Source organism: Methylobacterium sp. NFXW15 (genome assembly GCF_049887755.1).
Taxonomy (GTDB): Bacteria; Pseudomonadota; Alphaproteobacteria; order Rhizobiales; family Beijerinckiaceae; genus Methylobacterium.
The window spans coordinates 193,427-219,820 of the sequence record NZ_JAGEKG010000003.1; the positions used below are offsets into that span (position 1 = coordinate 193,427).

23 protein-coding genes are annotated in these 26,394 nt (G+C 68.7%); 11 read left to right on the top strand and 12 right to left on the bottom strand.

All coding sequences use genetic code 11. The features are described 5' to 3' along the window. Positions 1-16: 16 nt before the first annotated feature. Positions 17-988 carry an NAD(P)H-binding protein gene (locus J4O73_RS08130; RefSeq protein WP_426216281.1) on the bottom strand — a complete coding sequence of 324 codons (972 nt, stop codon included), beginning with the start codon at positions 986-988 and terminating at the stop codon, positions 17-19. Further along, positions 985-1,977 (bottom strand): DUF808 domain-containing protein, encoded by a 993-nt coding sequence (locus J4O73_RS08135; RefSeq protein WP_426216283.1) that lies wholly within the window; start codon positions 1,975-1,977, stop codon positions 985-987. Before J4O73_RS08135 ends, J4O73_RS08130 begins: the two co-directional genes overlap by 4 nt. A gap of 375 nt (positions 1,978-2,352) precedes the next feature. Here J4O73_RS08135 and J4O73_RS08140 point away from each other — a divergent pair, with 375 nt between their 5' ends. Continuing rightward, positions 2,353-4,287 (top strand): methyl-accepting chemotaxis protein, encoded by a 1,935-nt coding sequence (locus tag J4O73_RS08140; RefSeq protein WP_426216863.1) that lies wholly within the window; start codon positions 2,353-2,355, stop codon positions 4,285-4,287. Positions 4,288-4,447: 160 nt separating this feature from the next. On the opposite strand, the gene J4O73_RS08145 is transcribed toward J4O73_RS08140, so the two are convergent. From J4O73_RS08145 to J4O73_RS08155, 3 genes are all read right to left on the bottom strand, one after another. After that, on the bottom strand, positions 4,448-7,096 hold the full coding sequence (locus J4O73_RS08145; protein WP_426216285.1) for a hypothetical protein: 2,649 nt from the start codon (positions 7,094-7,096) through the stop codon (positions 4,448-4,450). Positions 7,097-7,180: 84 nt separating this feature from the next. Beyond that, positions 7,181-8,464 (bottom strand): HlyD family type I secretion periplasmic adaptor subunit, encoded by a 1,284-nt coding sequence (locus tag J4O73_RS08150; protein WP_426216866.1) that lies wholly within the window; start codon positions 8,462-8,464, stop codon positions 7,181-7,183. A gap of 63 nt (positions 8,465-8,527) precedes the next feature. Further along, on the bottom strand, positions 8,528-10,291 hold the full coding sequence (locus J4O73_RS08155; RefSeq protein ID WP_426216287.1) for a type I secretion system permease/ATPase: 1,764 nt from the start codon (positions 10,289-10,291) through the stop codon (positions 8,528-8,530). 222 nt (positions 10,292-10,513) lie between these two features. Between J4O73_RS08155 and J4O73_RS08160 the strand changes: the two genes are divergently transcribed. Beyond that, entirely contained in the window at positions 10,514-10,810 is a 297-nt protein-coding gene (locus tag J4O73_RS08160; RefSeq protein ID WP_426216289.1) for a helix-turn-helix domain-containing protein, read from the top strand. A gap of 12 nt (positions 10,811-10,822) precedes the next feature. Here the strand turns inward: J4O73_RS08160 and J4O73_RS08165 are convergent, their stop codons facing one another. Together J4O73_RS08165 and J4O73_RS08170 are read right to left on the bottom strand one after the other, a co-directional pair. Next, the gene (locus tag J4O73_RS08165) at positions 10,823-10,972 is read right to left on the bottom strand and encodes a hypothetical protein (protein WP_426216290.1); all 150 of its coding nucleotides are present in this window, start codon (positions 10,970-10,972) and stop codon (positions 10,823-10,825) included. A gap of 299 nt (positions 10,973-11,271) precedes the next feature. Next, a complete protein-coding gene (locus J4O73_RS08170; RefSeq protein ID WP_426216292.1) occupies positions 11,272-11,976 on the bottom strand; it encodes a sigma-70 family RNA polymerase sigma factor in 705 nt (234 codons plus the stop codon). A gap of 155 nt (positions 11,977-12,131) precedes the next feature. On the opposite strand from J4O73_RS08170, the gene J4O73_RS08175 reads away from it, so the two are divergent. Together J4O73_RS08175 and J4O73_RS08180 are read left to right on the top strand one after the other, a co-directional pair. Continuing rightward, positions 12,132-12,341 (top strand): hypothetical protein, encoded by a 210-nt coding sequence (locus J4O73_RS08175; RefSeq protein WP_426216294.1) that lies wholly within the window; start codon positions 12,132-12,134, stop codon positions 12,339-12,341. 169 nt (positions 12,342-12,510) lie between these two features. Further along, complete coding sequence (locus J4O73_RS08180) at positions 12,511-12,999, top strand: hypothetical protein (RefSeq protein ID WP_426216295.1); 489 nt, start codon at positions 12,511-12,513, stop codon at positions 12,997-12,999. A 67-nt stretch (positions 13,000-13,066) separates the two neighbouring features. Here the strand turns inward: J4O73_RS08180 and J4O73_RS08185 are convergent, their stop codons facing one another. The 5 genes from J4O73_RS08185 to J4O73_RS08205 are packed head-to-tail and all read right to left on the bottom strand — an operon-like array spanning position 13,067 to position 19,977. Next, complete coding sequence (locus J4O73_RS08185; protein WP_426216297.1) at positions 13,067-14,296, bottom strand: acyl-CoA dehydrogenase; 1,230 nt, start codon at positions 14,294-14,296, stop codon at positions 13,067-13,069. Positions 14,297-14,321: 25 nt separating this feature from the next. Then, positions 14,322-15,476, bottom strand: coding sequence for an acyl-CoA dehydrogenase family protein (locus tag J4O73_RS08190; RefSeq protein ID WP_426216299.1), 1,155 nt, complete (start codon positions 15,474-15,476; stop codon positions 14,322-14,324). A gap of 13 nt (positions 15,477-15,489) precedes the next feature. Beyond that, a complete protein-coding gene (locus tag J4O73_RS08195) occupies positions 15,490-16,671 on the bottom strand; it encodes an acyl-CoA dehydrogenase family protein (RefSeq protein ID WP_043074385.1) in 1,182 nt (393 codons plus the stop codon). A 5-nt stretch (positions 16,672-16,676) separates the two neighbouring features. Next, the gene (locus J4O73_RS08200; protein ID WP_426216301.1) at positions 16,677-17,864 is read right to left on the bottom strand and encodes an acetyl-CoA C-acyltransferase; all 1,188 of its coding nucleotides are present in this window, start codon (positions 17,862-17,864) and stop codon (positions 16,677-16,679) included. Between the two features lie 43 nt (positions 17,865-17,907). Next, entirely contained in the window at positions 17,908-19,977 is a 2,070-nt protein-coding gene (locus tag J4O73_RS08205; RefSeq protein ID WP_426216303.1) for a 3-hydroxyacyl-CoA dehydrogenase NAD-binding domain-containing protein, read from the bottom strand. A gap of 296 nt (positions 19,978-20,273) precedes the next feature. Here J4O73_RS08205 and J4O73_RS08210 point away from each other — a divergent pair, with 296 nt between their 5' ends. Genes J4O73_RS08210 through J4O73_RS08240 form a run of 7 tightly spaced genes read left to right on the top strand, consistent with a single transcriptional unit; the run spans position 20,274 to position 26,299 of the window. Continuing rightward, positions 20,274-21,437: an ABC transporter substrate-binding protein gene (locus tag J4O73_RS08210; RefSeq protein ID WP_426216305.1), complete on the top strand. Its 1,164-nt coding sequence runs from the start codon at positions 20,274-20,276 to the stop codon at positions 21,435-21,437. 7 nt (positions 21,438-21,444) lie between these two features. Further along, positions 21,445-22,317, top strand: coding sequence for a branched-chain amino acid ABC transporter permease (locus J4O73_RS08215; protein ID WP_043074383.1), 873 nt, complete (start codon positions 21,445-21,447; stop codon positions 22,315-22,317). A 10-nt stretch (positions 22,318-22,327) separates the two neighbouring features. Continuing rightward, the gene (locus J4O73_RS08220; RefSeq protein WP_426216307.1) at positions 22,328-23,326 is read left to right on the top strand and encodes a branched-chain amino acid ABC transporter permease; all 999 of its coding nucleotides are present in this window, start codon (positions 22,328-22,330) and stop codon (positions 23,324-23,326) included. Beyond that, entirely contained in the window at positions 23,319-24,029 is a 711-nt protein-coding gene (locus J4O73_RS08225) for an ABC transporter ATP-binding protein (protein WP_426216309.1), read from the top strand. The genes J4O73_RS08220 and J4O73_RS08225 overlap by 8 nt, the downstream gene beginning before the upstream one ends. Continuing rightward, positions 24,022-24,732 (top strand): ABC transporter ATP-binding protein, encoded by a 711-nt coding sequence (locus J4O73_RS08230; protein WP_426216311.1) that lies wholly within the window; start codon positions 24,022-24,024, stop codon positions 24,730-24,732. Before J4O73_RS08225 ends, J4O73_RS08230 begins: the two co-directional genes overlap by 8 nt. Beyond that, positions 24,729-25,487, top strand: coding sequence for an enoyl-CoA hydratase-related protein (locus tag J4O73_RS08235; protein ID WP_426216313.1), 759 nt, complete (start codon positions 24,729-24,731; stop codon positions 25,485-25,487). The genes J4O73_RS08230 and J4O73_RS08235 overlap by 4 nt, the downstream gene beginning before the upstream one ends. Then, the gene (locus J4O73_RS08240; RefSeq protein ID WP_426216315.1) at positions 25,484-26,299 is read left to right on the top strand and encodes an IclR family transcriptional regulator; all 816 of its coding nucleotides are present in this window, start codon (positions 25,484-25,486) and stop codon (positions 26,297-26,299) included. The genes J4O73_RS08235 and J4O73_RS08240 overlap by 4 nt, the downstream gene beginning before the upstream one ends. Positions 26,300-26,394: the final 95 nt, after the last annotated feature.

The window sequence follows — 26,394 nt, forward strand, 5'->3', positions numbered from 1 at the left end:
CTCTTCTCGAAGACCGTCAGAACACGGCGTGGTCGCCGCGCTCGGCGAAGGCTTCGCCACGGATCACGCGCGCATAATAGTCGAACAACGTCTCCGACCCCGTCGATGGGGTGGCCTGCGCATCGTATCGCCCGGTCGCGGGGTCCAGCACGAGCATGGATTCGGTCGCGTAGTAGCGGCCGATCCGCGCGAGTTCGGCCTTGGCCGCCAGCGCCGGAACCCATCGCCCGACCGTCGCCAGGGTGGCGACGATCCCATCCAGCAGCGCGACGGGAACGTGCTTGAAGCGCGGCTCGCGCCCTAGCAGGGCGAAGAGCCGCTCGCCCTGGTCCTTCGGGGTGATCGCCTCGCCCGGTCCTCCGATGGGCAGGACGCGATTGCGCCGCCCCTCGTCATCGAGGCAATCCGCGAGGTAGCGGCCCAGATCGTCGTCGCTGATCGGCTTGCAAGCGGTCAGGGTTCCGTCTCCGAAGACGAGGAACGGCTTGCCGCGCCTCACGCGCTCGATCTGGCCCGACAGCGACTTGAAGAAGGCCGTTGGCCGCACGATCGAATAGTCGAGCCCCGAGGCGATCAGGTCGCGCTCGAAGGCAAGCTTGGCGTGTTGAAAGGCGAGGATCGGCTTCTGGACGCAGATCGCCGACAGGAGCACGACATGCCCGACGCCCACCGCCCGGCTCGCGTGCAGGGCATGGACATGCGCGCGGTAATCGATCGCCCAGGCGTCGCCGGGCAATCCGGTGCGCGAGGCGAGGCACGACACCAGGACGTCGAACGGTTCGCCGCGCAGGCCCTCCCGCGCCAGCGAGGCCGGATCGCCCAGGTCCACGAACCGCTCGGAGGCGCCTGCGGGAACGCGAGGTTGGGCAGCATCGGAACGGTGCCTCACGAGGCAAACGACCTCATGGCCACGCGAGACCAGCTCACGCACGGTCGCCCGGCCGATCGTGCCGGGCGCCCCCAGAACGAGAACGCGGCGCGGCGTCATGCCGGACGCGGGCGCAGGCCTTGGAGCCGTTTCCAGGTCGGCGCGAGAACGAAGCTCGTCAGCGGGATCAGCAGGCCGCCGACGACCAGCCCGATCACGCCCGACACCGCCGCCGTGATCAGCCATTCGACGAAGGCCTTGGCGAAGGGCACGGATGAGGACACCGCGACGGCCGCCTCGTGGGCGGCATGGGCGGGCTGCGGAAGGCCATAGCCTTCGAGCCCGTGCATCAGGATGCCGCCGCCGACCCAGATCATCGCGGCCGTGCCGATGATCGACAGGATGTTGAGCAACACCGGCATGCTTCTGACGATTCCCCGTCCGAGCCCACGGATCAGGTTTCCGAGCGCGCCTGTCGCCCGGCTTCGGGCGAGGGCAAGGCCCGCATCGTCGGCCTTCACGATCAGCGCGACCACACCGTAGACGCCTACGGTGATCCCCACGGCGACGATGGCGAGCACGGTCGCGCGCATCCAGAAGCTGCCCTCCGGCAGGGCGGCCAGGGTGATCGCCATAATCTCGGCCGAGAGGATGAAGTCGGTCTTGATGGCGCTCGCCACCCGCCGGTCCTCCCGTGCCTGGTCGCCCCCGGCGGCGCCCTGTTCCTCGGCCTCGTCGGGAGGGGCGTGGTGGGGCGCGAGCGCCTCGAACACCTTCTCGGCCCCTTCGTAGCAGAGATAGGCGCCGCCCAGCATCAGAAGCGGCGTGATTGCCCAGGGTGCGAAGGCGCTGAGCGCCAGGGCGCCCGGCAGCAGGAACAGCAGCTTGTTGCGCAGCGACCCCAGGGCGATCTTGCCCACGATTGGCAATTCGCGCTCGGCCGCGAACCCGACGACGTAGCGCGGCGTCACGGCGGCATCGTCGATGACGACGCCCGCTGCCTTCGTCCCCGCTCGCGCGGCCTGCCCTGCCACGTCATCCAGGGAGGCCGCCGCCGTCCTGACCATGAACGCGACATCGTCGAGCAGCGCAATCAATCCGACGCTCACGCAGTCTCTCCTCGCCGGGGTTGGATCCCCCCTTACAGACGTACTTCACCTCAATTTGATCCGCGAGACGAACGAGACGGGCTGTGTACGATCCGCCTAGGAATGACCGGAAGCCGGAGTGCCGCGGTCCGAAATCAAGCGTCCCTTAAAAACATGGCATGATGCGATGAACCGGCTTCGTGCCGGTGTGCAGCGGTTCCTGTCTACGCGACAGATTCGCATCTTTTAGCCTAGGTATACAACCACACGTCGAATATCGCCCACCTCTTGCTTTGATCGTATTTTAAGGATCACCCTGTAATTGAAAAAGAAGGGACCAAGACCCGAACGGGGAAACGCCACGTGCCGCTTTTCGATGCCGATCTTCGTGCGCTCATGGCCGCACTCGATCGATCGCGTGCGCGGGTCGAGTTTTCCCCGGACGGCACCGTCCAGGTCGCCAATGCCAATTTCCTCGATCTCATGGGCTACACGCTGGCCGAGGTCGTGGGGCGGCGTCACACGATGTTCGTGGCCGAGGCCGAACGCGACAGCGACGCGTACCGGCTCTTCTGGGAGTCGCTCCGGCGCGGCGAGGCGCAGACGCGCGAGTTCAAGCGCATCGCCAAGGATGGACGGGCGGTCTGGATCCAGGCGACGTACGATCCGGTCCTCGACAGGGCGGGACGCGTCACCCGCGTGGTCAAGTTCGCCTCCGATGTCACCGCCCAGGTCCTGTGCACCCTCGATCATGACGGGCAGCTGGACGCCCTTCACCGTTCCCAAGCGGTCATCGAGTTCGCCCTCGACGGCACGATCCTGACCGCCAACGCGAACTTCCTCGATGCGGTCGGCTACCGGATCGAGGAGATCCGGGGGCGCCACCACAGCCTGTTCGTGGACTCCGCCGAGCAGGCTGGGGCGGCGTATCGCGGCTTCTGGGAGCGCCTCGGCCGGGGCGAGTTCGCGTCGGGCGAGTTCCGGCGCATCGCGAAGGGCGGCCGCGAGATCTGGATCCAGGCGACCTACAACCCGATCCGCGACCGGGATGGCGTGCCGGTGAAGGTGGTGAAGTTTGCGAGCGACATCACCCGGCAGAAGCTCCATTCCGCCGATGCGACCGGCCAGCTCGCTGCCGTGAACCGGTCCCAGGCCGTGATCGAGTTCGCCCCCGATGCCACGGTGCTGAGCGCGAACGAGAACTTCCTGGCGACAATCGGTTACGGGACCGAGGAGGTGCGGGGTCAGCCGCACGCGATGTTCGTGGACGCCCACTACGCGCAATCCCCGGATTACGCGGCGTTCTGGGAGCGGCTGCGCAGGGGAGAGTTCGCAACCGGCATGTTCCAGCGCATCGCCAAGGGCGGGCGCCCCATCTGGATCCAGGCCAGCTACAACCCGATCTTCGATCCGAACGGACGCCTGACGAAGATCGTCAAGTATGCCACCGACGTCACGGCCAACATGGCGGCGCGGTCCGTGGCGATCAACGCGGCGGAGCAGACCCTCGAACATGTCCAGGCCATCACGGCCTCGGTCGAAGCGATGAACGCCGCGGCGGCCGGGATCTCCCACGCCATGGCCCAATCCAAGGACGCGGTGGACGACATCCACCGTCGCGCCGACGTGGCGGACGCCGCGACCGAACGGCTGAAATCCGCAGCTGGGGCCATGGGTGGGGTCGCGTCGATGATCGCGGGCATCGCGCAGCAGATCAACTTGCTGGCGTTGAACGCGACGATCGAAGCCGCGCGGGCGGGCGAGGCCGGAAGGGGCTTCGCCGTCGTCGCGACGGAGGTGAAGGAACTCGCCGGGCAAGCCGCCGCCGCGACGGCACGGATCGGCGGAGAGGTCGTCGGCATGCAGGCGGTGTCCGCCGAGGTCGCGAACACCCTGGCCTCGATCACCTCGGCCATCGGCACGATCAGCACGCATGTCGAGGGCGTCAGCACCGCGACGGGCGAGCAGCAGCGCGCCACCGGCGATATCCTCGCGAGGATGCGGCAGGCCGCCAGCGGCGTGTCCAGCATCGGCACAAGCCTCGACGACTGGACGGACGGCATGGAGGAGCGCCGTTCCGAGCGCCGCGCGCGCGTTTTCCTGTCCGCCGAGATCCTGTGGGACGACCAGAGGGTGAGTTGCTCGGTCCGCGATCTGACCGAGGGTGGCGCGCGCCTGCACGTCACACACCCGGACCAGATCCCGGACCGGTTCGTTCTGGCCCTCGAGGACGGGCGCCGCTTCGAGTGTGAAACCCGCCATCGTGCCGGTGCGACCGTCAACGCTCAATTCCGGGCGAGTGCGGCTGGGCGAGCCAGACAGGCAGCCTGACCGGGCTCGGCAAGGCTTGGGGGCTTTGAGCGAAATCCGTATCCGACGAATTGAGGCGCTCCCGCCGATGGATACCCGGCCGTCTTTGCTCCGCTGACGCTCGCAAAGACGGAGGCACGTGAGCCAACGTGGTCGAAGACGGCTCTAGCCGCGTCGCTTCTCAGCCGTGATGATACAGATCGTGGACGGCGGGCCCATGATCCGGCAGGCCCACGAGGCTGACATGCGGATGCTCCGGCGGGGGCTCGGGGCCAACGGCTGAGCCGACCTGGGGTCCATGGGACGCGGGCGGTGCGTCCGGCGGGGTGTCGCCGTGGAAGACGAGGTTTCCGTGCGCATCGATGGCCGCCCGATGGAGGGCGGGCTGTGGCGGGCTCGCCTCGGCCGGATCGGATGGGGCGGGCTTGCCCGTGCCCGCCGGGCTGGCCTGATCGTGAGAGGGAGCGGCCGTGGTGTGGACAGCCGTGCCGTCATCGGGGGCAGGCTGAGCCTCCGCGCCGGACGCTTGGCCGGGAGGCCCCTTCGCTCCGTGATCGGCGTGTTGCGGGACGGACTTGGTGGCGCCAGCGTTCTCGGGGCCGGTCTCGGCCGACGGAGCCGAATTGCCATGCGCGGCGGACGGGCCGCCTGCGGCTGCATGGTCCGTCGCGTCGTGGCTTGCGGCGGGGGAGGGCTTGTCCTGTTCGGGCTGGGTCTGACCCGGGTGGGAAGCGTCGTGCTTGCCCGTCCCGGGCTGGTCCGCCGAGCTGACTGAGGCCCTGGGCCCGGAATGGTCCTGCTCGCCCCCCTTCTGGCCCGGCGGGCCTTGATCGGACGAGGGACCGTGCCCCTGGCTCTGTTCCGGCCCCCCTACGACTTTATCCGGGCCCGCACCGGACGCCGTCGCGGCCCCCCTCGCCTGGGACGGCGGAGCGTCCTGCGGGGCCGAACCGCTCTGCGTCGCGGCGTCGTGGTCCATCGTGTCGTGGCGGCTGCCCGATGAGGACAAGCCGTGTTCGGACTTGTTCTGGTCCGCGTGGGACACCTCTTGCTTGCCCGGCCCGGTCTCGTTCGCTGAACCGGTTGAACGATCCGGGCCGGAGTGATCCTGCGCCCGTGCGGGCTCACCCCCCTGACGGCTCGACGACGCCTGATCGGCCGCGTTGGAATTCGGCCCGTGAGAGGTCGGCCCGCCCTCGGAATCCGCCGCATTCGCCCTGAGCGAGGCATGGGAGGTGACGGGCGCGGGCGCTGGGGCGTTTTCCGGCGCCGCATTCTGCGAAGTCGCCTCGTCCGAATGTCCGCGCGATGGGCCGGACGATGTCGACGCCGCATGCGCGGCCCCTTCCGCGGAGGAAGCCCCCGGCCCGTGCTCGGCGGGCCCGTTACCAGGGCCCTTGTCCGGACCACCTGCGGCCTTGTCCGAGCCCTGGCCCGGCGCCATCAATGGGCTCTTCGCGGAGGACGATGCAGAGTCCGGCCCCTGGAGATCGCTCTGCCCGGAGCGGCCCGGCCCGTGTTTGGGGCCGTCATCCGCTCGCTCGGCCTTCGGACCCTCGGCCGAGGCGGCCTCGGCCTGTGGGCCACGACCGTGATCGCCGCCCCGATCATTCCCCTCACGCAGCATCGACAGGGCCGGGACGCGGCCTGTCTCGGCCTGTCCCGGGGCTAGGACCCATGCCTGAGAAGCCGCTCCCGATCCGGCATCGGGCGGGGCGGCCTCCGCGAGCCGCGACAGCGTGGTCGTCTCTGACGCTGACGGTTGGGGAGCGTTGCTGCGCGGGTCGCTGCCATCCGCGACGGATCCGGCCGACGATGCCACGGTGGCCTCGGCAGGGCCGGTCGCCGTGCTCTGTTGACCGCTCGTTCCCACCGTTCCGGTCTCGGCGGCGACCCGCGTGAGCCCGGCCTCGCGACCGGCGCCCGGCTGGGTATGTGTCGCCTCGCGGACCGTGGAGGCTGGCCTGTCGCCAGGAAGATCGATGCGGAGCGACGGGACCGGATCGGTGCTGCCCGCCGGTGAGGCCGTGTCCTGACTGACGCCGCTGCTCTGTGCGGTCAGGATCGTCGGCTGGAGCGGGGCGGTGGCGCCGGTCCCGGCCGCAGCGCCGCTGCCCATTCCCGACGCCAGATCGCCCTGGGCCACGGCCTGCGCGGTGCCGCTCGCTAGATCCGATAGAATTTGACCGAGATCGGCGCTTGCGTGGCCATGGTCGCTCGCCAGGGCCTCCGCCGCGAAGAGCATCGTGGAGAGGATGATCGCCTCGAACTGTGTCCGGGAGTTGCCTTGCTCACCCAGCCCCGACGTGCCCTTCGCCCGGGTGGGCTGCGGCTGGTCGGGCGCGGTTCCGCCGCCATCGGACGCGGTGTCCGGCGGGACGGGGGCGAGCCCCGGCTCGATCTCCCCCGCATGGGCGTCCTCGGAGGACAGGATCAGGGCGGCTGCGGCCACCAGCGCGGCCAGCAGGGCCGCCGGGTGCACCACCAGCTTCGTTCCCGCGACCGGCGCGGGGATGGGCAGCAGATGGGGATGAAGCCGGGCGATCTGGTCGATCAGCGCGCGGAAATCGACGCCGCGCACGGGGTGGTCCAGCACGTCCGAGGCGATCAGATAGCTGCCGTCGATCCGGGCGAAATGCATGATCGCATCGCCGTCCGGACGGCAGAAGACGAACCAGGGCTCTCCCTCGTCGCTGATGCCGTGGTCGCTGGCGATGCCGATTCCGGCGCGAATGAGGGCGGCCTCGACCCGGTAGAATTCGGCCAGCTCCTGTTGCGACCAATCGGCCAAACGTGACGTCGGGCGAACGAAGGGAATGACCGCGCTCATCGTCCGCTCGCTCTCGTCATGCGTCGCGCGCGCGCGCGAGCGGGGCCCGGCGCCCATCCGATGGCCATCGCGTCGGAGGGCGTTCTAGCGTTCATGGAAGGCGCGTCCCATCGCATCGAAGAAGGGGGCGAAGAGGTATTCGAGCGCCGTCCGCTCCCCGGCCGAGATCACCACCTCGGCGGGGAGGCCCGCGAGCAGGCGATGCCTGACCTCGGCCGGAAGCGCGTTTTCGTCGATCTCGACCGTGCCGGCGAAGTAGGGCTGCTTCGTGCCGTCATCGACGAGCCGGTCCCGCGAGACCGTCGCGAGCGTTCCGAACAAGGTCGGCGTCCGGCGGGCCTGGAAGCTCGGGAACTTGATTTCCGCCCGCATCCCCGCCCGGACGGTTTCGAGATCGTTGGGCGAGAACTGCACGGTGATGACGAGGCGATCCGTGGTCGGAACGATCTCCATCAGGGGCTCGCCCGACCGGATGACCTGCCCGATCGCGTAGACCTTGAGCCCCTGGATCACCCCCTCATGCGTGGCGCGGATCTCGTGGCGGCGGAACACGTCCTGCGCGACGACGAGCTTCTCGCGCAATTCGCCGATCTTCTGCCGCGTCTCCAGAAGCTGTGCCGTGACGGCCTCCTGGAGCTTCTGCTTCAATTGGGTGGTCTGAAGCCCCGCTTCATTGATGGCGTTCTCGGCCTTCGCCCGCTCCGCCACCGAGCGCCCGATCACGCCTTCGAGCCGGGTCCGCTCCCGCTCCATGACGAGGAGGCGCGACAGGGGGATCAGGTTCTTCTGGTGCAGGCTGCGGAGGCCTTCGAGTTCCTGGCGGATGAATCCCACCTGCGCTTCGACCGAGGCCTTCTCGACGGCGAGGCCGGAGATCTCCGTTCTGAGCTGGGTCACCTTGGCGTCGATGAGGCCGAGTTGCCCCTTGAGCGTCTTGCGCCGCTCCGCCATCTCGCCGGTCTGGTCGGCGATCATGCGGGCGAGGGCGGGCTCGTTGCGGCGCGCGGTCAACTCTGCGGGCAGGCGTAGGGCGTCGGCTTGGTCCTGCTCGGCCTGGAGGCGCGCCTCCAGCACCAGGGCCGCGTCGAGCTGGTTCCGGAACAGGTCCGCGCTCGCCTGGGACTGGAGGGGATCGATCCGCAGGAGCACGTCCCCGGACCGGACGAGCTGCCCATCCTTCACGAGAATCGCCTGAACCATGCCGCCCTCGAAATGCTGGACGACCTTGCGGCTGCTTTCCGTGACGACGACGCCGGGGCTGATGACGGCGCGGTCCAGGCGGATGAAGGCCGCCCAGAGGCCCACGATGCCGAAGAACGCGGCGATGAGGGCGTAACCCGCGATGGCGTAGCGCCGCCAATCGGCCATCGCACCGCCCACGCCCGGCACCGGAGCGATCACGAGAGTTGAGGCGGCTTGCGTCCTCACGGCTCAGCCCGCGCTTCGTTGGGGCTCGGCCATGCGCCGATCCTCGGGAGACACCGCAGGGCCGGCCTTGACCAGCGCCGGAACCGGACGGTGGCCGGCGAGCTGTCCCAGGACCTGTTCCGGCGGACCCGCAGCGCGCAGGATTCCGGCCTCCAGCATCAGGATGAGATCGGCTCCCGCCAGCAGGCCGACCTTGTGCGTCACGACGAGGACCGTCGTTCCGCGCTCCCGGAGGTCGGCCATCGCCTCCATCAGGGCGGCCTCACCGGTCTGGTCGAGGCTGGCATTCGGCTCGTCGAGGACGATCAGGCTCGGCTCGCCATACATGGCGCGGGCCAGTGCGATGCGCTGCCGCTGGCCGCCGGACAGCCCGTGCCCGCCGGTCCCGAGATGGGTGTTGTACCCGTCCGGCAGGGCCTGGATCAGATCGTGGCATCCCGCCCGCCGCGCGACCGATACGATCGCGGCATCGTCCTGGGGGCCGAACCGCGCGATGTTCTGTGCGACCGTTCCGTCGAACAACTCGACATCCTGTGGCAGGTAGCCGACATGCTGGCCGAGCGCCTGCGGATCCCAGTGGCGCAGGTCCGAGCCGTCGATGCGCACCGTGCCGGAGGCGGCGGGCCAGATGCCGGTGATCGCCCGGACCAGGGTCGATTTGCCCGCTGCGCTCGGGCCGATGAGGCCGACGAGGCTGCCGGGCGGCAGACGTATGCTGACATCGTGCAGGATGGTCTTTGCCGAGCCCGGCGCCGTCACGACGAGGTTGTCCGTTTCGATGAGTCCGCGCGGACGCGGCAGCGCCACGCGCTCCGGCTCCGAACCGACGCGTGACACCAGATCGGTGAGCCGCGCGTAGCTGCTGCGGGCGGACGTGAATGACTTCCAATGGCCGACCACGGCCTCGATCGGAGCCAGGGTCCGGCCCATGATGATCGACGCCGCGATCATCGATCCGGCAGAGATCTCGCGATGGATCGCGAGATAGGCGCCCAGCCCCAGCACCATCGTCTGAAGGAACATCCGGGCGAACTTCGTCGCCGCCGCGAGGAGCCCGGCCCGGTCGCTCGCCTGGGCCTGCAGGAGGATCGCGTCCTCGTGCCGCCGGTGCCAGCGGGCCTGCAGGGCGCCCAGCATCCCCATCGCCCGCAACACCTCGCCGCTGCGGAAGGTCGCGCGCGCCCGGTCCCCGGCCTCGCGGGCGGCATGGCCCGCTGCGTCGAGGGGGCGCCGCGTGGTGAGGTCGGTGAGGAGCGTGAGCCCAAGGAGCGTCCCGCCGCCGATCAGCGCCATCCAGCCGAACCAGGGATGCAGGATGAAGCAGGCAACGAGGAACAGCGAGGCCCAGGGCAGATCGCAGAGAGCCAGCAGCGCCCCGCCCGTCAGGAATTCGCGCAGCACGTTGACGTCCCGCAGGATCGTCTCCTGTCCCGCCTGCTGACGCAGCAGGCTCGCCCGGTGGATGAGGGCGAAGACGGGCCCGGCGACCGCACGATCGAAGATCACCCCGCCCCGGACCAGCAGACGCGATCGCAGCATTTCGAGAAGGGCATAGATGGCGAGCGCCAGGGCCGCGATCGCGGTGATACCGAGGAGCGTCGCCTCATTCCGGCTCAGCAGGACGCGGTCGTACACCTGAAGCATGTACAGGGGCGCGGCGAACAAGAGCAGGTTCGTGAAGAAGGCGAAGACGAACACCGTCGACAGGACGGGCCGGATCGCGCCCAGACTATCCCTCAAGACAGACCCGGTCGCACCATCGCTCATGGCGTCTCCCTGCGCGCGAGCTCGAACCCAAAGGGCCGATTGAGCCGCGTCCGGCTACACGCCCGATCCGCTCCGCGCGCTCATGCATCTTAGAGCAGAGATTTTCCATTCCAAGGTTGTATCGGCGCCATCCGTCTGGACGTTCCCCTCCGCCGACACATATAGACATTACTGTACACTCCGGTGGCGGTCTTGATCGCGCGGTGGCGGGAGATCCAACGCTTGTACGTCCACCAGCAACGCCTCGGCTCGGAGGAGGTGCAGGAGCTGCGCCGGGAAGGGGGGCGGTTCCTGAAGGATCTGCGCGAGAAGCGGGGCTTGTCGCAACGGCAACTCGCCGTGCAAGTCGGCGCCGAGTACTACACGTTCATCTCGCAGTTGGAGACCGGGCGCGGCCGCGTTCCCCCGGACCGATACCGCGTCTGGGCCGATGCGCTGGGCGTCGATGTGCGAGATTTCGTTACGAGTCTGATGCGCTTCTACGATCCGCAGACCTACGAGATCCTGTTCGGCGAATAAGCACGCTTCGGGTCATTCCGCCGCGAGGCCGAGCGTCGGTTCCTCGACGAGGCAAGCTCCGCAGGCCGTCATGAGGTCGCGCAGGAGCGCCAGCGCCTCTTCGACTGCCGCCGGGCTCGTGAGCCCGTCACGCGTATGCGTGCCGCCTCCGGCCAGTGTCACCGTGATGGTGAAACGTCCGTCGGGGCATTCTGTGATCCGATAGGATGCGCGGCGAGCCATCAGCAGGGAGGGGAATTAGCGGTCGAACCGAAGACAGCTCCTGTCATGCGAGGTCTAAAGCTGGAGTTCAAGCTATGGATTTCGCTGTATAGGCGTCTTTACATCGGCGATGGGGTGGATATCGGGGCCGGATTTTCTCGGCGCCTGCCAGTTTGTAGGATGCCTTATCATAGGTTGAGGCGAAAAATGTCCGGGCGTGTGTCCGATCGATCGCCCCGATCCCTTCTTCCCTACCAGGCTCAGGGCGAAGCCGGCATCGAAGAGGGCGCTAGATGCTGGCAGAGATAGGCGCGGGCTCGGCTAACCCGGCTCTTCACCGTGCCCGTCTGGCAGCCCAGGACTTCCGCCGCGGCCTCGTAAGTCATCCCCTGCGCGCCGACGAGCAGCAGGGCTTCGCGCTGTGCCGCTGGAAGCTGCGCCATGCGCGAGAGGACCACCTGGAGGTCCGAGCCGTGTTCCTGGGGCGCGGGCGTGGCGATCTGGCCCGCGATCACGCCGTCGATATCCTCGACTTCGCGTCTGGCCCGTCGGCATTCGCTGTAGAACTGGTTGCGCAGGATCGTGAACAGCCACGCCTTCAGCTTGGTACCTGGCACGAAGCGGTCCTGGTTGGCCCAGGCCTTGAGCAGCGCCTCCTGCACCAGGTCGTCAGCCCGCGACGCATTCCCCACGAGGGATTGGGCGTAGGTCTGAAGAGCCGGAACGGCCGCCATCAATCCGTCGCGAAAAGCCGCGCTGCACGCATCGGCCTTTGCGGTCAGGACCACGTCGAGATTCGCGATGAGGCCGAGGAAGTGGTCCGGCGGATCCAGCGGGACGAGCGCCTGATAGGCCGCCTGCAACTGAACCCCGAGCTGCTGCCGCACGGAAAGGGGGAGCATCGCGCGCTTGGCCGCGATCCTTCGTTTCGGGCGAACCTCATCGAGTCCACTGTCTAGCAGCATCTGGCCCAACCGACGCCCCTCTCCTCACGGGCCGGGAGGGCGCGTCGCCCCAGCCAGCCCATCCGGTGTACAGTGAAACTCTAACTCGCGTGATCCGCGGATCGATCCCTCGGCCGGTGGCGTTTCATGGAGCCCGCAGGCCAACAGAGGGGCGGATGGCGCGCCGGGTCATTTACAGCATCGTCGATTGCATCGACGGCCGGTTCGCGGTGGCCGTGGTGGCGGCTTCCGGCGCCCAATATTGGCGGGGCGGGATGCTCACGCTCGCCGAGGCCGAGGATTGCGTGGAGGATCTGCGCGCCGCGCTGGCCAGCTGCGGCGTCGCGCTGGTGCGCCGCGACACGCCGGACATGGGCCAGGGCTGAGTCCAGTTCCCGATAAGACTTGCCGCATATTGTAAATGCGCACCGAAAATGCACGATTTCAAATCTTGATGGAATGTTTCGCCCTGTGCATCATTCTCGATGCTGAAATGCAGTCGATTCTGCATGAGGTGTAGTATCGAAGAAATATGATACGTCAGTGGAGGAAGCGATGATGAGCAGATTTCTAGCGTCTGTCGTTGTGGTTTTCTATTGCTCTGCCGCCTATGCCGAAGAGTTCCCTAAAGAGGGAAGTGCGGCTTATACGACCAGTTATGTCAATATCTCGGCGACGCCGATGAAGATGGGTGATCGTACCGTCTCAGTGTATGAAAGTGCCGGCATCACGCGCAACGATGCGGGCGATGCGCCGTTCAACGACATGGGCACACGGTGCCTCGGGATGCGTGAGATCACCGGCAGCGATGTGGTCAATCGCGGGAGCTGCATCGATATCGACAAGGACGGCGATCAGGTCTTCTCGACCTTCGAAGCCAATTCCAAGAGCGGGAAGCACGTGTTCGTCGGCGGCACGGGCAAGTACCAGGGCATCACCGGTTCTGCCGATTATACTTTCCAGGCCATGAAGGTACCCGAAGGTGCACGCCCGATGGTGCTCGTGCCGCACAAGGCCACGTGGAAGATCCAGGGCAAATCGTAGCCGACCTTGCGGACCTTGCCGTCCCCGCCTGCCCGGCGCGGTGCCGAGACAGGCGGGGGATGTCGCTTCAGAAGAACGCCTGCAAACCGGTCTGCGCCCGGCCGAGGATCAGGGCGTGGACGTCGTGCGTGCCCTCGTAGGTGTTGACCGTCTCGAGGTTCTGGGCGTGGCGCATCACGTGGTACTCGCCCATGATGCCGTTGCCGCCGTGCATGTCCCGGGCGACGCGGGCGATGTCGAGGGCCTTGCCGCAATTGTTGCGCTTGACCAGGCTGATCATCTCCGGCGCCATCTTGTGCTCGTCCATCAGGCGCCCGACCCGCAGCGAGGCCTGAAGGCCCAGCGCGATTTCGGTCTGCATGTCGGCGAGCTTCTTCTGGACGAGCTGGGTCTGCGCCAGCGGTCGGCCGAATTGCTTGCGATCCATCGTGTAGTCCCGCGCCCGGCGCCAGCAATCCTCGGCCGCGCCCATGACGCCCCAGGAAATGCCGTAGCGCGCCCGGTTGAGGCAGCCGAACGGACCCTTGAGCCCGGAGACGTTCGGCAGCAGCGCGTCCTGCCCGACCTCGACATCCTCCATCACGATCTCGCCCGTGGTCGAGGCGCGCAAGCTGAGCTTGCCCTTGATGGTCGGCGCGGAAAGGCCCTTCATGCCCTTCTCCAGGACGAAGCCGCGGATCGCATTGTCATGCGCCTCCGACTTGGCCCAGACGACGAACACGTCGGCGAAGGGCGCGTTCGAGATCCACATCTTGGCGCCCGTCAGGCGGTAGCCTCCTGGCGTCTTGACTGCCTTGGTCTTCATTCCCGCCGGGTCCGAGCCCGCATCCGGCTCGGTGAGACCGAAACAGCCGATCCATTCGCCCGAGGCGAGCTTCGGCAAGTACTTCCGGCGCTGGTCCTCCGAGCCGTAGGCGTAGATCGGATACATCACCAGGGAGGATTGCACGCTCATCATCGAGCGGTAGCCGGAATCGACGGATTCCACCGCCCGCGCCACCAGCCCGTAGGCGACGTAGGACGCGCCTGCGCAGCCATATTGCTCCGGCAGGGTGACGCCGAGGAGGCCCCGCTCGCCCATCTCCCGGAACAGGCCGGGATCGGTCTTCTCGTTCGCATAGGCGTCCACGATGCCGGGCAGCAGGCGCTCGCGGGCGAAGTCCTGCGCGGCGTCGCGGATGGCGCGCTCGTCCTCGGTCAGCTGCTCTTCGAGGAGGAACGGGTCGTCCCAGACGAAGCGCGCGGAGGGCGGGGCGTCGGGGGCTGCGGAGCCCGGCGGGCGGATCGGAGCGTTCATGGGCGGATCTCCCGGTTCGTTCGGTTCAGGCGGCGCCGAGGAGGCCGCCAGCGGCACTCACCCGGCGCAGATGGTACGGCGTATCGCCGAGCAGGTATTCGATCGTGGCGAGACGGCGGAACAGGTGGGCGCCGAGATATTCGAGCGTCATGCCGATGCCTCCGTGAAGCTGCACCGCCTCCTGCCCGACATAGCGGGCCGAGCGGTTGATCTGCACCTTCGCGGCGGAGACCGCCGGAGCGCGCTCGGCCGCGTCATCGGACCCCGCCATCATGGTGGCGTAAAGGGCCATCGAGCGAGCCTGTTCCAGCGACATCAGCATATCGACGGCGCGATGCTGCAGAACTTGGAAGCCGCCGATCGCGCTGCCGAATTGCTTGCGGGTCTTCAGGTAATCGACGGTCAGCGCGTGCAGCGCCTCCATCACGCCGACGGCCTCGGCGCACAGAGCCGCGATCCCCTCGTCCAGAACCCGCTCGATCACGGGCAACCCCGCGTCGGCCTCGCCGAGCAGCGCGTCGGGGGCAAGGGTCACACCGTCCAGCACCAGATCGGCCGCCCGGCCGCCATCCTGCGTCGGGTAGGGCTTGATCGTGAGGCCGGGGGCATCGGCGGGCACGAGGAACAGGCTGATGCCCGCCTCGTCCCGCTGCCCGCCCGCCGTGCGCGCGCTGACCACGAGGGTCTGCGCCGCGTCGGCATTGAGCACCACGGCCTTGGCCCCATCGAGCCGGAAGCCGTCGCCCTCGCGGCGGGCTGTGGTCGCCACGTCCGCGCGGTCGTAGCGAGCCTGACGCTCGCCATGGGCGAAGGCGAGGCGATGGCTCCCCTCCACGAGGCCGGGGACCAGGGCTTCCCGCTGCGCGGCGGTGCCTGCGAGTCGCAGGGCGCCGCCGCCGAGCACGACGCTCGCGAGATAGGGCTCGGGGGCGAGGTGTCGGCCGAGCGCCTCGACGGCGATCATGGTCTCGACCGGCCCGCCGCCGAAGCCGCCATCCTCCTCCGAGAAGGGCAGGCCGAGCAGGCCGAGTTCGGCGAGTTGCGCCCACGCACCGTCATCGAAGCCCAGCGGCTTGCGGCGGGCGGCCTCGACCTGTTCGAGGCTGCCGTAACGGTCCGCGGCCCAGCGGGTCACGCTGTCCTTCAGCAGGCTCTGTTCGTCGGTGAAGTCGAAATCCATCGCGAAAACTCCTTCAGAGCCCCAGGATCGCCTTGGCGATCACGTTGCGCTGGATCTCGTTCGAGCCGCCGTAGATCGAGACCTTGCGGGTGTTGAGGTAGGTCGGCGCGGCGAAGGCCTCCCAGCCCAGCGCATCGACGTCGTTCGCCACGGGCGCGGGCAGGCTCAACGGACCCGCGAGTTCGACCAGCAGCTCGGTCGCCATCTGCTGCAGTTCCGAGCCCTTGATCTTCAGGATCGAGGAGGCCGGATCGGGCTTCGAGGCGTCGCGGCGTCCCTGCGCCGAAACCACCCGCATCTGGGTGATTTCCAGCGCCTTCAGCTCCACCTCCAGGCTCGCCACCCGGCTGCGGAAATCGGGCTCGTCCCACATCGTCCCGGCGCCGGCGGGCGTTTCCTTGGCCAGCCGCTTCACCCGGGCAACGCGCTCCTTGGTGAGGCCGATGCGGGCGATGCCGGTGCGCTCGTTGGCGAGCAGGAACTTGGCATAGTCCCAGCCCTTGTTCTCCTCGCCGACGAGGTTCTCGACCGGCACGCGCACGGAATCGAAGAACACCTCGTTGACCTCGTGCCGCCCGTCGATCGTGATGATCGGGCGCACGGAAATGCCGGGGGTCTTCATGTCGATGAGCAGGAAGGAGATGCCCGCCTGCTTCTTCGCCGCCGGATCGGTGCGGACGAGGCAGAAGATCCAGTCGGCATACTGGCCGAGCGTGGTCCAGGTCTTCTGGCCATCGACGATATAATGGTCGCCGTCGCGCACCGCCTTGGTCTTGAGCGAGGCGAGGTCGGAGCCCGCGCCGGGCTCGGAAAAGCCCTGGCACCACCAATCGTCGAGGTTGGCGATGCGCGGCAGGAAGCGCTTCTTCTGCTCCTCGTTGCCGAAGGCGGCGATGACGGGCCCGACCATGAAACAGTTGAATTGGAGAGGCAGGGGCACCGCCGCCTGCATCAGTTCCTCCATGAAGATGTAACGGCGGATCGGATCCCAATCCTGGCCGCCCCACTCCTTCGGCCAATGGGGTACGGCCCAGCCCTTGGCGTTCAGGATCCGCTGCGAGGTGACGTAATCCTCCCGCGCGAGGGAGCGCCCCTCGGAGATCTTGCGGCGGATCTCGGCGGGAATCTCGGTGCGGAAGAAGGTGCGGACCTCCTGTCGGAAATCGGCCTCTTCCTGTGTGAAGCGTAGATCCATGGGTCTTACTCCCCCTCGATCTCGAACAGGCCGGCGCAGCCCTGGCCGCCGGCCACGCACATGGTGACGACCGCGTAGCGCACGCGGCGGCGGCGGCCTTCCAGAAGGGCATGGCCCACCAGCCGGGCGCCCGACATGCCGAACGGATGGCCGACGCTGATCGCGCCGCCGTTGACGTTGACCTTGGCCGGGTCGATCCCGAGCTTGTCGCGGCAGTAGATCGACTGCGAGGCGAAGGCCTCGTTCAACTCCCACAGGCCGATATCGTCCACGGTGAGCCCGTTGCGCTCGAGGAGACGCGGCACCGCGAAGACCGGGCCGATGCCCATCTCCTCCGGCCCACATCCGGCGGCTGCGAAGCCGCGGACGATCCCCAGCGGCTTGAGGTTGCGGCGCGCGGCCTCCTCGGACGACATCAGCACCGAGGCCGAAGCGCCGTCGGAGAGCTGGCTGGCATTGCCGGCCGTGATGAAGGCGCCCTCGCCGCGCACGGGCTTGAGCTTGGCGAGGCCTTCGTAAGTGGTCTCGGGCCGGTTGCCCTCGTCCTTGGCGAGGCGGGTTTCGACATGCGTCGTCTCGCCGGTCGCCTTGTCGGTCACAGCCATGGTGGCGGTGATCGGCACGATCTCGTCATCGAACAGCCCGGCTGCTTGAGCGGCGGCGGTGTGCTGCTGGCTCATCAGGGCGAATTCATCCTGCGCCTCGCGCGAGATGCCGTACCGCTCCGCCACGATGTCGGCGGTCTCGATCATCGGCATGTAGATCTCGGGCAGATTCTGCTCGAGCCACGCGTTGCGGGTAAGTTCACGCCGCACCTGCGGCTGGACGAGGCTGATCGATTCGACGCCGCCCGCCACCGCCACCGGCACGCCCTCAAGGCGGATGCGCTTGGCGGCATCCGCGATGGCCTGGAGGCCCGAGGCGCAGAAACGCGAGACCGTGACCCCGGCCGACTGGACAGGGATGCCCGCGACGAGGCTCGCATGCCGGGCGACGTTGCCGCCGGTCGCGGCTTCCGGGTAGCCGCAGCCCATCACGACCTCCTCGACGGCCTCCGGCTCGACACCAGCCTTGCCGAGGGCGTGGCGGATGGCGTGGGCGGCGAGGTCGGCCCCGCCGGTCAGGTTCAGCGCCCCGCGATGTGCCTTGCCGATGGGCGTGCGGGCGGTAGCGACGATCACGGCGTCTGTCATCGGGATCTCGTGGGCGAAGTGGCGGTGCGGGCGGAAGCAGGGTTCACCGGCTCCCCCAATCGGAAAAGCGCTTGCCCTCCTGGGCGAGGCGGGTGAGCAGCGGCGCGGGGCGCAGGGTCTCGTCGCCGCTCTCCTCAGCGAAGCGTTCGAGATCGGCCGCCACGGCAGCGAGGCCGAGGCTGTCGGCCCAATGCATCGGCCCACCGCGCCACGCGGGCCAGTTGTAGCCATTGAGCCAGATCGTATCGATGTCGCCGGGGCGGGCCGCGATGCCCTCTTCGAGGATGCGCGCACCCTCGTTGACCATCGGCAGCATCAGCCGGGCGACGATCTCATCCGGCGTGAAGCTGCGTCGGGTGATGCCGTGCGCGGCGGAGGTTCGCTCGATCAGCGCCTCGACCTCGGGATCGCGCGAGCCCGTCCGGGCGCCCTCGGGGTAGAGATAGAAGCCCTTGCCCGTCTTCTGGCCGAGGCGCCCCGCCTCGCAGAGCGCATCGGCGACCGGAGCCTTGCCGCCGGTGGCCTTCCGGGTGCGCCAGCCGATATCGAGCCCGGCGAGGTCGCTCATGGCGAAGGGTCCCATGCGGAAGCCGAACTCCGTCACCGCCGCATCGACCTCGTGCGGCAGGGCGCCCGCGAGCAGCAGGCGCTCGCCCGCCGCGCTGCGCCGGGCCAGCATGCGGTTGCCGACGAAGCCGAAGCAGACGCCGACCGTCACCGGCAGCTTGCCGAGCCGCCGGGCGAGGTCGTTGCCCGTGGCCAGGGCATCCGGCGCCGTGCGTGCCGCCCGCACCACCTCCACGAGGCGCATGACGTTGGCGGGGCTGAAGAAGTGCAGGCCGAGCACGTCGCCCGGCCGGTCCGTGGCGTCGGCGATCCGGTCGATGTCGAGGTAGGAGGTGTTGGTGGCGAGAATCGCGCCGGGCTTGGCGATCCGCGACAGGGCGGAGAAGATCGTCTCCTTGATACCCATCTCCTCGAAGGCCGCCTCGACGACGATGTCGGCCTGTGCCGCGTTGTCCAGGCCGACCGCGCCCGTGATGCGGCCCAGCCGCTCGTCCATCGCCGCCTGGCTGAGCGAGCCGCGCTTGACGGACGAGGCATAGGTGGCGCGCATCCGCGCCAAGCCGCGGTCCAGGGCCTCCTGCTCGGTCTCGATCACGGTGACGGGAATGCCCGCGTTGGCGAAGCACAGGGCGATGCCGCCACCCATCGTGCCCGCGCCGATCACCGCCGCCGACGCGATCTCCCGCCGCGGGGTCTCCTTGGACAAGCCCGGCACCCTCGCGGTCTCGCGCTCGGCGAAGAAGGCGTAGCGCAGAGCCTTCGAGCGCGGATCGTCCACCAGCGCGAGGAAGCGGGCGCGCTCCGTCTTCACGGCGTCCTCGAAGGGCAGGTCGAACCCGGCCCGGACCACGTCGGCCAGTGCGGCGATGTTCGGCTGGCCGGAGGCCTTCTTCACCGCCTCCGTCGCCTTGGCCTCGAAGCCTGCGCGTGTTTCCGGGTCCAACCGCGCGCCGCGGTCGCGGACCCGAACCGGTGCACCACCCTCGGCGAGCTTGAGCGCATGCGTGCGGGCCGCTTCCACGAGGTCGCCCGTCTCGAGGGCTTCGGCGAGACCCATCGCCACCGCCTTCTTGGCATCGACCGGCTCGCCGCTCAGCATCATCGCGAAGGCGGTCTCGGGGCCGACGAGCCGTGGCAGGCGCTGCGTACCGCCCGCGCCGGGGATCAGCCCGAGCTTCACCTCCGGCAGGCCGAGCTTGGCCTTGGGACCGACCACCCTGGCGTGACAGGCGAGGGCGAGTTCGAGGCCGCCGCCGAGGGCCGCCCCGTGGATCGCGGCGACGACCGGCTTGCCCGCGCCGTCGAGACGGTCGAGCACGTCCGGCAGCAGCGGCGCACGCGGAGGCGTGCCGAATTCGGAAATGTCGGCCCCGCCGACGAACACCTTGCCCTCCGCCGCCAGCACCACGGCGCGCACGGAGTCATCCGCGAGGGCTGTCTCAAGCGCGCCGTCGATGGCCGAGCGCAGGCCATGGCCCAGCGCGTTCACCGGGGGGTTCGACAGCGTGAGCACGGCGACGCCGCCCTGGATCTCCTGACGAACCACGATCCCTCCCATCGTTCTGCAATGCAGAATATCGGTTTGCATTTGTGGCCGCATGTCGGAGCGGCATGCCCCGTTTGTCAAGTCTGAAGGGCAAATTCCTGGGTTGAGCGACAGATCTGTTCTGTCATGCAGAACATCGAACCGCTCTTGATTGACAAATTCGGAGTGGGCATGCGAAGGCGCATCCGCCGGGGCTGCCATGCGGTCTCGCTGTGGACGCGGGTCGTCAGAACCCACGCACGGGACGAAACACGCGCGCCGCCGTCATCGCGGGCCGCGCCCAGGGAGGAATCCGCATGCTTCGCAGAGCCGCCGCGGCCGCGTCGATCGCCATCGCCACCATGCTGGGGGCGGGGGCCCGTGCCGACGAGATCCTCGTCGGGGCCCACATGCCGCTGACCGGCTCGCTGGCCCGCTCGGGTCAGGCCTTCGATGAAGGCATGCGCGTGGCGATCCAGATGTTCAACGCCCGCTCCGAGAAGCACAAGATCCGCCTCCAGGTGATCGACGACGAGAGCACGCCCGCCAAGGCGGTGTCGGCGGTGGAGAAGCTCGTCTCGGATGGCGCGGTGGCGGTGATCGGCGGCTACGGCTCGAACATCATCGGCCCGGCCTCGGACGCCTCGAACCGGCTCAACACCACCTACATCACGGCGGGTGCGGTCAGCGACGAACTGACGGCGCGGGGCCTGAAGACGTTCTTCCGCATCAACAACAACGCGGGCTACCAGCGCGGCATCGGCACCCTGCTCGAGACCCTGAAGCCGACTTCCGTGTCGATCCTGGCCTCGACCAAGGAGGCCCCGGCGCTGCTCGCCAAGGGCCTGCAGAAGGACCTCACCGCCAAGGGCGTGAAGGTCACGGTCCACGAGTTCGACCCGGCGATCACCGACTTCAAGCCGATCATCAACAAGGTGAAGCTGCAGGACCGCTCGGACATCCTGATGATGTCGGCCTACGAGAACGACTATGTCGGCATCATCCGCGCCGCCAAGGTACTGAAGCCGCCGGTCAAGCTCGTCGTCGGTGCGTGGTCGCTCGCCACCCCGAAGATGTATGCCGAGTTCCCCGACCTGATGAACAACGTGGTCGGCACGTCCTTCCTGCCCTTCCCGGTCGAGATGAAGGACGAGGAGGGCAAGCGCTTCGCGGAGGTCTACAAGAAGACCTACAACAAGGAGATCGAGTACCTCTCGACCCTGAGCTTCGTGGAGACCACGATCCTCGCGGAAGCCATCGCCCGCGCGGCCGATGCGGGCACGCTGAAGTCCGGCGGCCTGCCCGACGCCATGCGCAAGACCGACCGCGAGACGCTGCTCGGCCCTGTCCAGTTCGACGCCACCGGCGACAACCCGCGCTTCTCTGTGGCGATGGGCCAGCACCGCGCGGGCAAGGTCGTGCTGGTTTCCCCGGCGGCTGCCGCGACGGGCGAGATCGTCTTCCCCGGCCTACCCTGGTGAGGCGAGGATGACCGATCTCATCCTCCAGGCCCTATTTTCCGGGCTCCTCGTCGGCAGCGTCTACGCCCTCGTGGCGCTCGGCCTCGCCCTCTCCTTCGGGGCGATGCGGATCATCAACCTCGCCCACGGCGAGCTCGTCCTGCTCGCCGCCTACTGCGCCTACGTGGTCGAGGCCCGTGCGGGGCTCGATCCCTACTACGCCATCCCTCTGGCGCTGCTCGTGGTCACGGCGGTCTGCGCCGTGCTGTTCCTGATGATCGACCGCATCCGCGAGCACCGGGAGTTGAACTCGCTGATCCTGACCTTCGGGATCGGCATCATCCTGACGAACGCGATCCTCCTGGCCTTCGCCAGCGACGTGCGCACCACCTCCTCGCCGGTGTTGCAGGACGCGACCTCGGTCGGCCCGGTCTATGCCATGAACGGCGAGATCGTCGCCTTTGGCGTCAGCCTCGCGCTGATGGTCGCCCTGTGGTGGTGGCTCAAGAAGAGCTGGTACGGGCGGGCCGTGCGCGCCGTCTCGTCGAACCGGGCGGCGGCCAAGCTCATGGGCATCAGCCCGGTGCGGACCGAGCTGGTCTCGTTCCTCGTCGCGGGCGCGCTCGCGAGCTTCGCGGGCGTGGCGCTCTACACGATGAGCGTGGTGCAGCCCGCGGTGGGCCATGCGCTGACCGTGAAGGCGTTCATCGTCACGGTGCTCGCGGGCGTCGGCTCGATCCCCGGCGTGTTCCTGGCCGCGATCCTCCTCGGCGTCACCGAGGCGCTCACCGTCACGCTGGCGAGCTCCGCGCTTCAGGAACTCGCCGGGATGGTGCTGTTCCTCCTCGTCCTCTTCCTGCTGCCGAACGGGCTGTTCGGCGCGCGCGCCCGGCGCGGCTGAGGAGAAACCCATGGCCTCCCTCGATTCCGCCTCCGCCGTACCGTTGAAGGCGGCACCCGCGAAAGCCCGCGTGCCCGTCGGCGCCCTGATCGGCCTCGGCCTTCTCGTCCTGGCGGCTTTGCCGGTGCTGCTCGGTGCCAGCAACTACATGCTGGGCCTGCTGATCTCGGCCCTGATCCTGTCGGGCGTCGCCCTCGCCTGGGCGCTGCTCGGCAATCTCGGCGGCATGGTCTCCTTCGGCCACGCCGCCTTCTTCGGGGTCGGCGCCTATGCCTCGGCCCTGCTCGCGGGCAAGCTCGGCCTGCCGGTGCTGCTCACCGTGCCCCTCGGCGGGGTCGTGGCCGTCGTGTCCTCGCTCGCCATGCTGCCGGCTTTGCGCCTGTCGGGAGCCTATTTCGCGCTCGCCATCCTTGCCTACGCGCAGATCTTCCGCATCCTCGCGACGGAAGCCTCCTGGCTGACCGGCGGCGGCGCGGGCTACCAGCGTTATCCCGGCCTGCCCACCGTGTTCGGGTTCGACCTCGCGAGCCGCACCGGCAGCTACCTTCTGCTCGTGGCCTGCGTGGCGCTCTGCGCGCTGGCCTACCACGCCGTACGGCGCAGCCATGTCGGGCTGGCGCTCCGTGCCATCGCCGACAGCGAGGACGCGACGCGGGTGGTGGGCGTCAACAGCACCTTCCTGAAGTGCCTGATGCTGATGCTCTCGGCCTTCATCACCGGCGTGTTCGGCGCGCTGAACGCCCACATCATCGGCTTCCTCGAGCCGGATTACGCCTTCTCCGGCATCTGGAGCCTGATGCCGATCATCGCCGCGATCTTCGGCGGCTACCGCACCATCGCCGGGCCGATCGGCGGCGCGGTGATCATCTACCTGTTCGACCAGATCGTCGCGAAGGGGCTGATCGCGGTCGGCCACCAGATCATCCTCGGCTTCGTCCTCGTCGGCATGGTGCTGGCCGCGCCGAACGGGCTGCTCGGTCTCGTCAGGAAGAGGGCCCGCCATGCTTGAGCTCGATGCCGTCACCGTCCGCTTCGGCGGGCTGGTGGCGCTCCGCGACGTCACCTTCTCGGTGAAGCCGGGGGAGATTCTGGGGCTGGTCGGTCCCAACGGGGCGGGCAAGACCACCCTGTTCAACGGCATTTCCGGGCTGACCCGGGTGCGCGGGCGCATCCGCTTCGAAGGCCGCGACGTCACGAAGCTGCCGCTCTACCGGCGGGCCCGGCTCGGGATCGGCCGGACCTTCCAGATCCCGCAGCCGATGCAGCACCTCACCGTGCGGGAGAACCTCGCCGTCGCGCAGGTCTTCGGCGCGGGTCGCCACAATCCGGAGCGGATCGAGGAGATCCTCTCCGTCATGGAGTTGCAGGCCCAGGGCGACCGCCCGGCCGAGAGCGCGCTGGCCCTGCAGGAACTGAAGCGGCTGGAGATCGCCAAGGCGCTCGCCACCGAGCCGCGCCTCCTCCTGCTCGATGAGGTCCTGGCAGGGCTGGAGAGCCAGGCCAAGCGCCAGTTCGCCGCCAAGCTGAAGGAACTGCACCAGCGCTTCGGGCTGACCATCGTCATCGTCGAGCACGACATCGAGACGATCTCGGGCCTCTGCTCGCGGGCGGTGGTGCTGAACTTCGGTGAGATCATCGCCGACGGCACCCCGGCGCAGGTGTTCCGCGACCCCCGCGTCATCGAGAGCTACACGGGGACCGCTCATGCTTGAGACCCGGAACCTCAAGGCCGGCTACGGCCATATCACCGTCCTGTGGGACCTTTCCCTGACCTTCCGGGAAGGGGCGCTCACCGCCATCGTCGGCCCGAACGGGGCGGGGAAGACCACGCTGCTGCGCGCCCTGACCGGGTTGATTCCCTACGAGGGCGAGATCCGCCTCGGCGGCCAGCCGCTCGCTGGCAAGACCTGGGATCTGGCGGCCCAGGGCCTCGTGATGGTGCCGGAAGGGCGCCTCGTCTTCCGCGACATGAGCGTGGAGGAAAACCTCTGCCTCGGGGCTTATCCGAAGCGGTGCCGGGGCAACCTCTCCGCCGGGCTCGACCGCGTCTACGCGCTGTTCCCCCGCCTGCGCGAGCGGCGCAACCAGGCGGCGGGGTCGCTCTCGGGCGGTGAGGCGCAGATGGTCGCGATGGGCCGGGGGTTGATGTCCCAGCCCAAGATTTTGCTGATCGACGAGCCGAGCCTCGGCCTCGCCCCGGTCATCGTCAACGAGGTGTTCGACATCATCGCCCGCCTGAAGGAGGCCGGGACGACGATCCTGCTGGTCGAGCAGAACACCCGCGTCGCCCTCTCCGTGGCCGACGATGTGCATCTCCTGCGCGGCGGGCAGGTGCGGCTCAGCGCCCCCGCGGGCGAGATCGACCTCGACCGCCTGCACGATCTCTACTTCGCGCGGGAGGCGCAGAGCGCATGACCGGGACCCTGCGAATCTCCGACCCCGCCGAGGGCGTGCGTCTCCTCACCCTCGACCGGCCGACCCGCCGCAACGCCCTCGACCGGGCGACCTACGGGGCCCTGCGGGAGGCGATCCTCCGGGCCGGGGACGAGGGGGCCGTGCGCGCCATCGTCCTTACGGGTGCGGACGGTTGCTTCACCGCCGGCAACGACCTCGCGGACTTCCGCGAGACCGACGAGACCGGGGAGGACAGCCCCGGACTCGCCCTCCTGAAGGTGCTCGCAGCCTGTCCGAAGCCGCTGGTGGCGGCGGTAGAGGGTCACGCGGTCGGCATCGGCACGACGCTGCTCCTGCACTGCGACCTCGCCTATGCCGGGGAGGGCGCGCGCTTCCGCCTGCCCTTCGTCAATCTCGGGCTCAGCCCCGAGGGAGCCTCGAGCTATCTCCTCCCCCTCGTCGCGGGCCCGAAGCGCGCTGCCGAACTCCTGATGCTGGGCGAGGTGTTCGGACCCGCGGTCGCGGCGGAAGCGGGTCTCGTCAACGCGGTGGTGGCGACGGGCCAAGCCCTCGACACGGCCCTGGCGCGGGCCACGGCGCTTGCGGCGCTGCCTCCGGTCTCGATCGCCGCCACCAAGCGTGCGTTGCGGGCTGGCCACGCGGAGATCGTGGCGCGGACGCTCGCGAGCGAGGCCGAGACTTTCCACGCGCTCCGCCGTGGCCCCGAGGCCCAGGCCGCCTTCGCGGCCTTCTTCGCACGGAGTGCGGGACGATGAGCGACATGGCCGAGCTGACGACCGAGGTTGAGCCCGAGGAAGGCGGCCCGAAGGAGGACCGGCACTTCGTCACGGCGCTCGCCCGGGGCTTGGCCGTGCTCGCCTGTTTCGGCCGCGGACGGCGGATGCTCGCCAACCACGACATCGCCGAGGCCTGCGGTCTGCCGCGCTCCACCGTGTCGCGGCTGACCTACACGCTGACCAAGCTCGGATACCTGCAATTCGTCGAGGAATCCGGGAAATACGCCCTCGGCGCCCAGACCATCGCGCTGGGCTCGATGGCGCTCGGCGGGCTCGACGTCCGCCACATCGCGCGGCCCGCGCTGCGGGCCGTGGCCCAGGCTGCGAACGCCTCGGTCGGCCTCGGTGTCCGCGACCGGCTGAGCATGCGCTACGTCGATTGCCAGCGCGGCCCGGCCGCGATTTCGCTCAACCTCGATATCGGCTCGCGGATTTCGCTGGCCCGCTCGGCCATGGGCCGGGCCTACATTGCCGTCTGCTCGGACCGGGAGCGCGCCGCGCTCTACGAGGAACTGAAGGCTTACGATCCGCTCGCGTGGCCCGCCCTGCGCACCGGGCTGGACCGGGCGGTGGAGGAGCACCGGGAGATCGGCTGCTGCACCTCCTTCGGCGAGTGGCAGACCACGGTGTCGGCCATCGCGGTCGGCTTCCATCCGGGCGGTGGGCTTCCGCCGATGTCGATCAATTGCGGCGCCCCCACCGTCATCACCGACGGTCGCTTCCTGATGGATGTGGCCCGGCCCAAGCTCATCGAGGCCGTGCGCGGCCTTGAGGGCGTGATGGGCACCTGAGAGTGTCGCGCAGACGCCAATCCGTCCCATCAACGCCCTCATCCTGAGGTGCGGCGAAGCCGCCTCGAAGGAGACTTCCGGTTCGCGCGCGATCC